Origin of the sequence: Xenophilus sp., assembly GCF_044462705.1 — a bacterium.
In the GTDB taxonomy this organism is placed as follows: Bacteria; Pseudomonadota; Gammaproteobacteria; order Burkholderiales; family Burkholderiaceae_C; genus Xenophilus; species Xenophilus azovorans.
This window is the reverse complement of record NZ_JBIQNC010000024.1, coordinates 25,246-34,792: the sequence shown is the minus strand read 5'-3', so window position 1 is coordinate 34,792 and position 9,547 is coordinate 25,246. Positions and strand designations below refer to the sequence as shown.

Annotated in this window: 9 protein-coding genes and 1 pseudogene; 6 read left to right on the top strand and 4 right to left on the bottom strand. The window is 72.3% G+C overall.

Annotation, left to right across the window (positions count from 1 at the left end; translation table 11 throughout):
- A pseudogene (locus tag ACIY1X_RS06630) lies at positions 1-379 on the top strand (type IV / vi secretion system, dotu); the annotation flags it as partial.
- Between the two features lie 3 nt (positions 380-382).
- Entirely contained in the window at positions 383-1,432 is a 1,050-nt protein-coding gene (locus ACIY1X_RS06625) for a type VI secretion system protein (RefSeq protein WP_399679162.1), read from the top strand.
- Here ACIY1X_RS06625 and tssJ read toward each other — a convergent pair whose 3' ends face one another.
- Positions 1,433-1,927 carry a type VI secretion system lipoprotein TssJ gene (gene tssJ / locus ACIY1X_RS06620; protein ID WP_399679159.1) on the bottom strand — a complete coding sequence of 165 codons (495 nt, stop codon included), beginning with the start codon at positions 1,925-1,927 and terminating at the stop codon, positions 1,433-1,435. It abuts the gene before it with no gap.
- A 77-nt stretch (positions 1,928-2,004) separates the two neighbouring features.
- Between tssJ and tssA the strand changes: the two genes are divergently transcribed.
- The 4 genes from tssA to ACIY1X_RS06600 all read left to right on the top strand — a co-directional run bounded on the left by tssA (position 2,005) and on the right by ACIY1X_RS06600 (position 5,768).
- A complete protein-coding gene (gene tssA, locus ACIY1X_RS06615; protein ID WP_399679157.1) occupies positions 2,005-3,051 on the top strand; it encodes a type VI secretion system protein TssA in 1,047 nt (348 codons plus the stop codon).
- A 67-nt stretch (positions 3,052-3,118) separates the two neighbouring features.
- Positions 3,119-3,631 (top strand): type VI secretion system contractile sheath small subunit, encoded by a 513-nt coding sequence (gene tssB, locus ACIY1X_RS06610; RefSeq protein WP_399679154.1) that lies wholly within the window; start codon positions 3,119-3,121, stop codon positions 3,629-3,631.
- Positions 3,632-3,660: 29 nt separating this feature from the next.
- Positions 3,661-5,154 carry a type VI secretion system contractile sheath large subunit gene (tssC, locus tag ACIY1X_RS06605; protein ID WP_038204043.1) on the top strand — a complete coding sequence of 498 codons (1,494 nt, stop codon included), beginning with the start codon at positions 3,661-3,663 and terminating at the stop codon, positions 5,152-5,154.
- A gap of 128 nt (positions 5,155-5,282) precedes the next feature.
- Positions 5,283-5,768, top strand: coding sequence for an Hcp family type VI secretion system effector (locus ACIY1X_RS06600; protein ID WP_399679150.1), 486 nt, complete (start codon positions 5,283-5,285; stop codon positions 5,766-5,768).
- 165 nt (positions 5,769-5,933) lie between these two features.
- Here the strand turns inward: ACIY1X_RS06600 and ACIY1X_RS06595 are convergent, their stop codons facing one another.
- The 3 genes from ACIY1X_RS06595 to ACIY1X_RS06585 all read right to left on the bottom strand — a co-directional run.
- Complete coding sequence (locus tag ACIY1X_RS06595) at positions 5,934-6,710, bottom strand: PP2C family protein-serine/threonine phosphatase (protein ID WP_399679148.1); 777 nt, start codon at positions 6,708-6,710, stop codon at positions 5,934-5,936.
- Positions 6,711-6,750: 40 nt separating this feature from the next.
- A complete protein-coding gene (gene tagH, locus ACIY1X_RS06590; protein WP_399679145.1) occupies positions 6,751-8,475 on the bottom strand; it encodes a type VI secretion system-associated FHA domain protein TagH in 1,725 nt (574 codons plus the stop codon).
- A gap of 131 nt (positions 8,476-8,606) precedes the next feature.
- Positions 8,607-9,547 (bottom strand): TIGR02270 family protein (locus tag ACIY1X_RS06585; protein WP_399679142.1); only part of this gene is annotated, 941 nt, incomplete at its 5' end.

Here is a 9,547-nt window from a genome sequence, read left to right as displayed (position 1 = left end):
GCTGCGCGAGGGCGATGCCTTCGTGGCCGAGGTGCGCGGCCCGGCCTTCCCCAGCCGCCTGTGGGTGGACTACTACACCGCCGACGGCGCCGTGCTGCACTTCCGCGTGGACGGCTCGCGCTTCACCGACCTGGCGCCCGGCCAGTCGGCCCGCTTCGGCGCCGACCTGCCGGCGAGCTGGCTGGTCAGCCCGCCCTTCGGCACGGTGCTGGTCACGGCCGTCGCCGCGGCGCCCGACGTGCAGGAGGCCGGCGCCGAGCCGCCGCCCTTCGAGCTGGCCGCGGACTACCTGCTGCGCCTGCGCGAGATGGTGAGCACCCGGCGCCCGGCGGACACGCCGGTCGCGGACTGGGTGTTCCTGCAGACCCGGGAGCGCTGAGGCATGCGCACGCCCCCTCCCTGGCTCTGGTTCCTGCTGGCGGCGGGTGCGCTGAGCCTGGCGCTGTTCTGGTGGCGGCGCGTGGGTGCGCGGCGGTCGCGGCGCCTGCGCGAGCTGATGCGCCGGTGCCAGGCGGCGGAGGCGGCGCAGGGCGGCCCCGGCCCCGCCTGGGAGGCACGGCTGCGCGCGGCCGTCGAGCCGCTGCCGGCGGCGCAGCGCAGGCGCTACGCGCATCCGTGGATGCTGTGCGTGGGCGATCCGGCGGCCGACCTGGCGCAGTTGCTGGCCACCGCGCAGCCGGCCGGCCCGCTGTCCGTCGCGGACAGCGACGCCTTCTGGCGCTGGTGGTCCCTGGACGGCATGGTCGCCATCGAGATCCGGCCGCCGCCGCTGGGGCCCTCGTCAGCGCCGCAGGACGCGGCCTGGCTGCACGCCCTGCAGGTGCTGGCCCGGGAGCGGCCGCGGCTGCCGCTGCACGGCATCGTCCTGTGCGTGGCGGCCGCCACGCTGCGGGCCGACCCGGCCGTGCTGGCCGGCCTGCTCGAACTGATGGCCCGCCGCCTGTGCGAGACCGCCGGCCTGCTCGGCCTGCGGCTGCCGGTGCACGTCGTCGTCACCGGCCTGCAGCGGCTGGAGGGCTTCGACGCCGTGCGGGAGGCCCTGCCCGATGCCGCCCTGGCACGGGCACTCGGCCATCGCCTGCCGCCGGAGGCCGGCGCGCTGCCGCAGGAGGAGGTGCTGCTCGATGCCCTGTTCGACGCGGTCTTCGACACCGTCGAGGAGCAGCTGCACGCGCTGCGCGTGGGCCTGCTGCCCGAGGCGAGCGACGCCGGCGCGCGCCAGGGCATCCACCTGTTCGTGCAGGAGTTCGCGACGCTGCGGCCCGGGCTGCGCGCCCTGGTGGGGCAGCTGTCGCGCTTCGGCACCGAGGGGCAGGTGTTCTGGCGCAGCCTGTACTTCTGCGCCGTCGCGCCGCAGGCCGCGTTCGTGCACGACCCGTTGATGCGCTTCCTGCCGGCGGACCAGCCGCTGGCGCGCGAGCGCGGCGGATGACTAGGGCTTGATGCCGATCTGCCGCGCGCCGAAGGTCACGGCCAGGTCGAGCGGCTTGCCCGGCTCCACCGCCCGCACCTCGCGCCAGCGCGCGCGGTCGAGGTCGCGGAAGGCGGCCATGAAGGCCAGCGCCCGCGCGTCGGCGGGCAGCGTCATGTTCAGCTTGCGGCTCTCGCCGGGGCGCAGCAGCATTTCCTCGCGCTGCACCAGCTCGGCGCCCAGGGCCTGCTGGTCCTTCTCGAAGAGCGTGAAGAAGTCGGCCGCCTCGAAGGGCGCCGGCGTCTTGAGCGCATACACGCGGATGGTCAGCGGCGAGGCGCGGCCGCGCGCGTCGGGGTTGGCGTCGGGGCCGGCGATGAGGTTCAGCGCCACCGGCGTGACCACCGGCTTGGGTGCGCCGGCACAGCCGGCGAGCCACCACGGGGCCAGGGCAGACAGGCCGATCCAGCCCGCGAGGGACCGGCGGCCATAGGACAAACGGTGAGTGCCTGCCATGCGCATGCTATTTCCTTCGTTGCATTGACCCTCCAGGGGGCATCTTCGATTATCCCCAGCGGATTTCGCCAGGCAACATGCTCACCCCGGAACTCGTCGACGCACTGCAAGCGCCCATCAGCGAGGCTTCGCCCTGCGGCGACGATCTCGAATACGACGCCGCCTTCATCGCCCTGGAGGGCGCGGCGCAGGGCAAGCCCGAGCAGCAGTTCGGCGACACGGTGATCCCGGCGGTCGAGCCGGAATGGGCGCAGGTCTCGGAGCAGGCCATCGAGCTGCTCCGGCGCAGCAAGGACGTGCGCGCGGCCGTGCTGCTGCTGCGCGCCAGCACGCGCCAGCAGGGCCTGGCCGGCTTCGGCCTGGGGCTGCAGTTGCTGCACGGGCTGCTCGACCGCTTCTGGGACGGCATCCATCCGCGCCTGGACGCCGACGACGACAACGACCCGACCATGCGCCTGAACGCGCTGGCGCCGCTGTGGGACGACCAGCTCGTGATCCGCGACCTCCACGACGCGGCGCTCGGCGTCTCGCGCAGCGTGGGACCGATGCGCGTGCGCGACGTCGCGGTCGCCCGCAACGCGCTGCCGGCCGGCGACAACAGCTACTCGCCCGCGCAGGTGCAGGGCGGGCTCGAGGAGATCTTCGCGGCCGAGCCGCAGGCCGCCGGGCGGATGCAGGGCATCGCCGCGGCCGTCGCCGGCCTGCAGGGCCTGCTGGTCGAACGCACCGGCCGCAGCGACGCGGTGGACCTGGCGCGGCTGCGCGCGATCGGCCAGCTGCTGGCACAGGCGGCCCGCGAGGCCGCCGGCACGCCCGAGGCCGGAGGCGAGGACGCCCCGGGCGCGTCCGAGGCCGCGGCGGCGAGCACGGAGGACGGCGCACGGCCGGCCGGCGGCGCGCCGCGCGGCGAGATCGGCACGCGCCAGGACGCCATCCAGATGCTGGACCGCGTCATCCGCTACCTGGAGAAGGCCGAGCCCGGCAACCCGGCGCCCCTGCTCATCGAACGCGCCAAGAAGCTCATCGGCGTGAGCTTCCTGGACATCATCGCCAACCTCGCTCCCGACGCCATGGGCACCATCGAACACGTGACCGGCGCCCGGGCTTCCTCGGATTCGGAATAGCGCCCGCATCACCGCCGCGCGCCGTCGTCCGCACCGTTTCATTCCACCCTCCCGCCAGGAGTCCGTCATGTCCAAGAGCAGCCAGAAGTTCATTGCCCGCAACCGCGCGCCGCGCGTGCAGATCGAATACGACGTCGAGCTGTACGGCGCCGAGAAGAAGGTGCAGTTGCCCTTCGTCATGGGCGTTCTGGCCGACCTGTCGGGCAAGCCCGCCGATCCGCTGGCGCCGGTGGCCGACCGCAAGTTCCTCGAATTCGACGTCGACAACTTCGACGCGCGCATGAAGGCGATGAAGCCGCGCACCGCCTTCTCGGTGGAGAACACGCTCACCGGCGAAGGCGAGCTGAAGGTGGAGCTGACCTTCGAGAACATGGAGGACTTCTCGCCCGCCGCCGTGGCGCGCAAGGTCGACTCGCTGAACAAGCTGCTGGAGGCGCGCAACCAGTTGTCCAATCTCGTCACCTACATGGACGGCAAGACCGGCGCCGAGGAGCTGCTGGCCAAGGTGCTGGACGACCCGGCCCTGCTGCAGTCGCTGGCCTCGTCGGCCAAGCAGCCCGAAGAGGGCGGCGCCGCCTGAACCACCGCATTGCGAAGAGGAGAAAACCCATGGCCGAAGCACTCCAGCAGAACGCGCTCAAGGACGTCGAATACGCGGGCAGCGACTTCGCATCGCTGCTGCAGAAGGAATTCAAGCCCCGCAGCGACGAAGCCAAGAGCGCCGTCGAGCAGGCCGTCCTGACGCTGGCGCAGCAGGCGCTGAGCCAGACGCAGCTCATCGGCAAGGACGTCACCAAGTCGATCCAGGCCATGATCGCCGCGATCGACGCCAAGCTGACCGAGCAGATCAACAAGATCATCCACCACCCGGACTACCAGAAGCTCGAGAGTGCCTGGCGCGGCCTGCACTACATGGTGAACAACACCGAGACCGACGAGAACCTGAAGATCCGCGTGATGGACATCTCCAAGCAGGAGCTGGGCAAGACGCTGAAGAAGTTCAAGGGCGCGGCCTGGGACCAGAGCCCGATGTTCAAGAAGGTCTACGAGCAGGAGTACGGCCAGTTCGGCGGCGAGCCCTTCGGCGCCATCGTGGGCGACTACCACTTCGACCACACGCCGCCCGACGTGGAGCTGCTGGGCGAGATGGCCAAGATCGCGGCCGCGGCCCACGCCCCCTTCATCACCGGTGCCGGCCCGAGCCTGATGCAGATGGAGAGCTGGCAGGAGCTGGCCAATCCGCGCGACCTGACCAAGATCTTCCTCACGCCCGAGTACGCGGCCTGGCGCTCGCTGCGCGAGTCCGACGACGCGCGCTACCTGGGCCTGTGCATGCCGCGCTTCCTGGCGCGCACGCCGTACGGTGCCAACACCAACCCGGTGGAGGAGTTCGACTTCGAGGAGGACACGGCCGGCGCCGACCACAGCAAGTACGCCTGGGCCAACGCCGCGTACGCGATGGCCACCAACATCAACCGCTCGTACAAGCTGTACGGCTGGGGCTCGCGCATCCGCGGCATCGAGTCGGGCGGCGCAGTGGAGAACCTGCCCCTGCACACCTTCCCGAGCGACGACGGCGGCGTCGACCAGAAGTGCCCGACCGAGATCGCCATCAGCGACCGGCGCGAGGCCGAACTCTCCAAGGCCGGCCTGCTGTCGCTGATCCACCGCAAGAACTCGGACTTCGCGGCCTTCATCGGCGCCCAGTCGCTGCAGAAGCCCGCCGAGTACGACGATCCGGACGCCACCGCCAACGCCAACCTGGCGGCGCGCCTGCCCTACCTGTTCGCCTGCAACCGCTTCGCGCACTACCTCAAGTGCATCGTGCGCGACAAGGTCGGCAGCTTCAAGGAGCGCGCCGACATGGAGCGCTGGCTGAACAAGTGGATCACCAACTACGTGGACGGCGACCCCACCACCTCGTCGGAGGAGACCAAGGCCCGCAAGCCGCTGGCCGCCGCAGAGGTGGTGGTCGAGGAGGTGGAAGGCAACCCCGGCTACTACACCTCGAAGTTCTTCCTGCGCCCGCACTACCAGCTCGAAGGGCTGACGGTGTCGCTGCGCCTGGTGTCGAAGCTGCCCTCGGCCAAGGGCGCGAGCTGAGCCTGGCGGCGGGTTCCTCTTCTTTTGAAAAGCCGGGGCGCTTCATCGTTTTCCAGACAGCTTCCCCACCGATCCGCAAGGAAGTCCCGGCCCCTCCTCACCACCCACCCAACTGAAAGGTGCACATCATGGCAGTAGACATGTTCATCAAGATCGACGACATCGAAGGCGAGTCGGCCGACAAGACGCACGGAAAGGAGATCGACGTCCTGGCATGGAGCTGGGGCATGTCGCAAAGCGGCACGACCCATACGGGCACCGGCGGCGGCGCGGGCAAGGTCAACGTGCAGGACCTGTCGTTCACCAAGTACATCGACTCCGCCTCGCATGCGCTGCAGCTCGCCTGCTACGGCGGCAAGCACATTCCCAAGGCGGTGCTGGTGGTGCGCAAGGCCGGCGAGAACCCGCTCGAGTACATCAAGATCACCATGGAGGAGCTGATCGTCACCAGCGTCTCCACGGGCGGCAGCGGCGGCGAGGACCGGCTGACCGAGAACGTCACCCTGAACTTCGCCAAGGTGAAGTTCGAGTACGACCCGCAGACCAAGCAGGGTGCGGGCAAGGGCGTGAAGACGGCGGCGTGGAACATCGCCGAGAACGCCAAGTACGGCTGACGGCCCGGCGGGCCGCGCGCGGGCCCGGGAAGCAAACGCCGGCGGTCATCGACCGCCGGCGTTGTCGTTTGTGGGCAGGGGCTGCCGCCGCCCGCTCGCTCGCTCGCTGGCGTACCTTCGGCCTGACGGCCTACGGTCGGGCCTCTTGGGGTAGTCCGGCGAGGCTCATTCCGGCAGCAGGCGCGTGTCGTCGCTGTCGTCGTCGCCCGCCGTCACCCACAGGCCGAGCGCGGTGTAGTTGTCGTGTCCCGGCTTCGCGCGCGCCCGGATCTGCGCATCCAGTTCGTCGATCCACTGGCTCGGCGTGCGCGAGGCGTGCAGGGTGGTGACCAGCCCCTCGTCGCCCAGCACCTCCCAGACGCCGTCCGAACACAGCAGCACCACGTCGCCCGTCTGCAGCCGCATGCGGTCGGAGATGCTGATCTCCGGCAGGTCGCTCACCGAGCCCAGCGCCGACAGCAGCATGTTGCGCTGCGGGTGCAGCCGGGCGCCCTCCTCGTCGAGCATGCCGCCCGCCACCATCTGCTGCACCAGGCTGTGGTCGGTGGTGCGAGCGACGATCGCGCCGCCGCGGAACAGGTAGGCGCGGCTGTCGCCGCAGTGCGCCCACATCAGCGCCTCGTGCTCCAGGTCGATCGCCGCGAACACGACCGTGGAGCGCATCGCGGCCAGCTTGCCGCCCTCGGCCTGCCGGGCGACCACGTCCAGGTTGGCCTGCTCCAGCAGCTGCCGCAGCGCGTCGCCGTCCAGCGAGGGGCCGGCCGCATAGCCGCCCAGGATGCTGCTGCGCGCGGTCGCGGCCGCGACGTCGCCGCCGCCGTGGCCGCCCGCGCCGTCGGCCACCAGGCAGGCCACGAAGTGGCCGTTGTGCCAGTGGCCGTGCACGTCCTCGTTGTATTCGCGGCCACCCGGCTTGGAGAGGGTGACGATCTCGATGTCCACGCGTGTCCTCGCCGGTCGCCTGATGCCTGCCGCTCCGGGCTCAGGCCCGGTCGCCGTCCTTCAGGCGCGCCATCTGCTCCTCGTAGGCTTCGAGGAAGGCCTTGCCGAACAGCGCATGGAAATCGTCCTCCGCCTCGCTGGCGATGCCGGCGTACAGCGCGGTGAACTGGTCCCACAGCTTGGCCTTGCGGTTGGCGGCGAAGAGGCTGTCGAGCGCGGACTTCGCCGCGATCTTCTTCTCCAGCTCCTCCGGGCCGAAGCGCTCGATCAGGCGGGCCAGCGCGGCGCGCATGCCGACCATCACGCCGAACTGGTGCGAGCGCAGATCGTCGAAGGCGTCGCGCATGGCGGCCTCGGCCGGCATGAAGCCGCGCACGCCGGGCCCCAGCAGGTGGGTGAGCGCCACGTCCACCGTGGGCGAGAACTTCAGCGGGTTGTTGGCCTGCGCGGCGATCATCGTGACCTCCGCCCGCACCTCGCGCTTGAACTCCTGGCGCGTGAGCAGCAGCTGCAGCGTGCCCTCGGTGGCGCCGCGCAGCAGCACGCCGATGCGCTCCATCAGCGCCGGCGTCAGCGTCGTGGGCGGCTGGTGCATCGGGCCCAGGCCGCGCAGGAAGGCGGCGAGCAGGTCGGAGGCATCAGCGCTGCCGATGGCTGGCGCGGCGGGCGCGGCCGCCACGGGGGCCGCGGCAGGTGCGGCATGCCGCACCGGGGCGGGCGGCGGTGATGGTGCCGGCTCCGGCGCCGCGGCGGGCCGCACGGGCGCGGCCTGCGGCGCCGCCGGCGCGGCGAAGATGCCGGTGAGCGGGTCGTCCGGCAGCGCCGCCGGCGCCGGCGCGGCGCGACGGGAGATGCGGATCGGCTGGCCGGTCTGGTCGTCGAACAAGGTGCCCTCTTCCGGCGATGCCGCGGGCGCCGGCGCGGCCGGCATCGCCGCGCGGGGCGGCTCGAAACCGAACTGGCCGATCGGCAGGTGGTCGCTGCGCGGCGCCTGCGCGGGCGGGCGCGCCTGCTGCAGCGCGGCCAGCGGGTCGTCGACGGCACCGGCCGTGTTGGGCTGCAGCAGCGGGTCGGCCAGCGGCGACAGCGCGAGCGGATCGCCGCCCAGGCCCGAGCCCATGCCGCCGAACAGCTCGTCGATCTTCTGCGCGCTGGCGGTCGGCGACGCGGCGGCCGGCAGGCCGAGGTCGGAGAAGTCGTCCAGCACCGGGCCGCCGGCAGACGCGGGCGCAGCCGGCGGCGCCATCAGGTCGGCAAAGGGGTCCGGTGCGTCCGCTGCGGCCTGGCGCGTGCCGGCGGCCAGAGGGTCCGGGAAAGGCAGGTCGGCCGGGGCTGGGGCCGGTGGCGCGGCAGCGGGCGGCGGCGGGGCCAGGCCGGCGAGGAGGTCTGCGAAGGGATCGTCGTCTCCGGCGGCCGGCGCCGCGGCAGCGGCTGCGGGCGCCGCATGCGCCTGCGGCGCCGCCGCACTCACCAGCAGCTCGAAGCCGCCGATCACCAGCCGGTCGCCATCGGCCAGCGGTGCCTCGCGGCCGGAGCCCAGCGGCTGGCCGTTGGACTGCATGGGGTTGCTGCCGCGATCGACGATCACGTACTGGCCGTCGCGGCACAGCACCTGCGCATGCACGCGCGAGACGGTGCGCTCCGGGTCGCTGAGCACCAGCGTGTTGGTGTCGGCCCGTCCGACGGTGCCGCCCTGGGGCCCGAAGTCGGCCGACGCCCCCGCGACCGGAACGCCCTGCCGGCTGACCACTGCGATACGAATCATCTGCTACCGGCTCCCGGCCTTGCTCCGTTGCCGCCCGCCAGCCAGCGCGGGCGGTCCTTCGCGCGGAGTATTCATTCGGTACAGGGGGTTGGCAATCTCGCCGTACGGCCTATGCCTCGGCCGGCGAGGTCTCAACCCAACCGGTCGAGCCAGCGCTGCTGGCGCCACGCCGGCGCACTGGTGGGAAACAGCGGCATGCCCGGCTGCAGCAGCGTGCGATGCAGCGCGGCCGCCACGCGCCGGCGCTGGAAGCCCTCGCGCAGCACCTGCGCGCAGGCAGCCTCGGACACCGGCTGCCCGAGGAACCACCGCGCGCCCGGCGCGAAGCGCGCCGCGTTGGCCTGCCACCAGCGCTGCAGCCTCTGCGCGTCGGGCCAGGGCAGCGCCGCGTCCTCGGGCAGGTCGACGTTCTCGTCGTCGGGGTCTTCGCTGGGGCCGTCCTCGAAGCCCTCCGGCGGCGGCACCTCCATCTGTTCCAGGTTGAAGTCCACGCCGGTGATGCCGACGAAGGCCTCGGCGGCGATGCGCGCCGCGGCAGGCTGCGCCATCTGCTCGATCAGCCAGGGCGCATAGCGCGCGTCGCCGACGAAGCCGGCACCGACGATGCGAAGCCGCGCAGCGCCGGGCAGCCCGGTGCATTCGGACAGCAGCGCATGGCCGGCGCCGACGTCCAGCGCCTGCAGCGCGAGCTGGAAGGCCCGCATCTGCCGCGGGCCGGGTTCCAGCGCGAAGGCGCGCAGCGCATCGAGGGCATGGCCGCGGTCGCCCAGCAGCACCGCCGACCAGGCGGCCCAGAAGCGCAGTTCGGGCTTGGCCTCGCCGAGCAGCGCCAGCACAAGCGGCAGCAGGTCGGTGCGGCCCAGTTCCCCGGCCGCCCGCAGCGCGCGGATGCGCACGCTGTCCGCCTCGTCGGCCAGGGCCGCGTCGAGCACGGCGCCCGGGTCGCGCCGGTGCAGCGCACAGGCGGCGACACCCAGCTTGCGCGCCAGCGGCGCCTCGCCGCCCAGCAGCGCCTTGACGCGGTGGCCCAGGTGCGCCGGCTCGACCCAGCCCAGCGCGGACACCAGCCCGG

Coding starts and splice junctions, on each gene's coding strand:
- ACIY1X_RS06625 (WP_399679162.1), top strand. CDS start 383: ATGCGCACGCCCCCTCCCTGGCTCTGGTTCCTGCTGGCGGCGGGTGCG.
- tssJ (WP_399679159.1), bottom strand. CDS start 1,927: ATGGCAGGCACTCACCGTTTGTCCTATGGCCGCCGGTCCCTCGCGGGC.
- tssA (WP_399679157.1), top strand. CDS start 2,005: ATGCTCACCCCGGAACTCGTCGACGCACTGCAAGCGCCCATCAGCGAG.
- tssB (WP_399679154.1), top strand. CDS start 3,119: ATGTCCAAGAGCAGCCAGAAGTTCATTGCCCGCAACCGCGCGCCGCGC.
- tssC (WP_038204043.1), top strand. CDS start 3,661: ATGGCCGAAGCACTCCAGCAGAACGCGCTCAAGGACGTCGAATACGCG.
- ACIY1X_RS06600 (WP_399679150.1), top strand. CDS start 5,283: ATGGCAGTAGACATGTTCATCAAGATCGACGACATCGAAGGCGAGTCG.
- tagH (WP_399679145.1), bottom strand. CDS start 8,475: ATGATTCGTATCGCAGTGGTCAGCCGGCAGGGCGTTCCGGTCGCGGGG.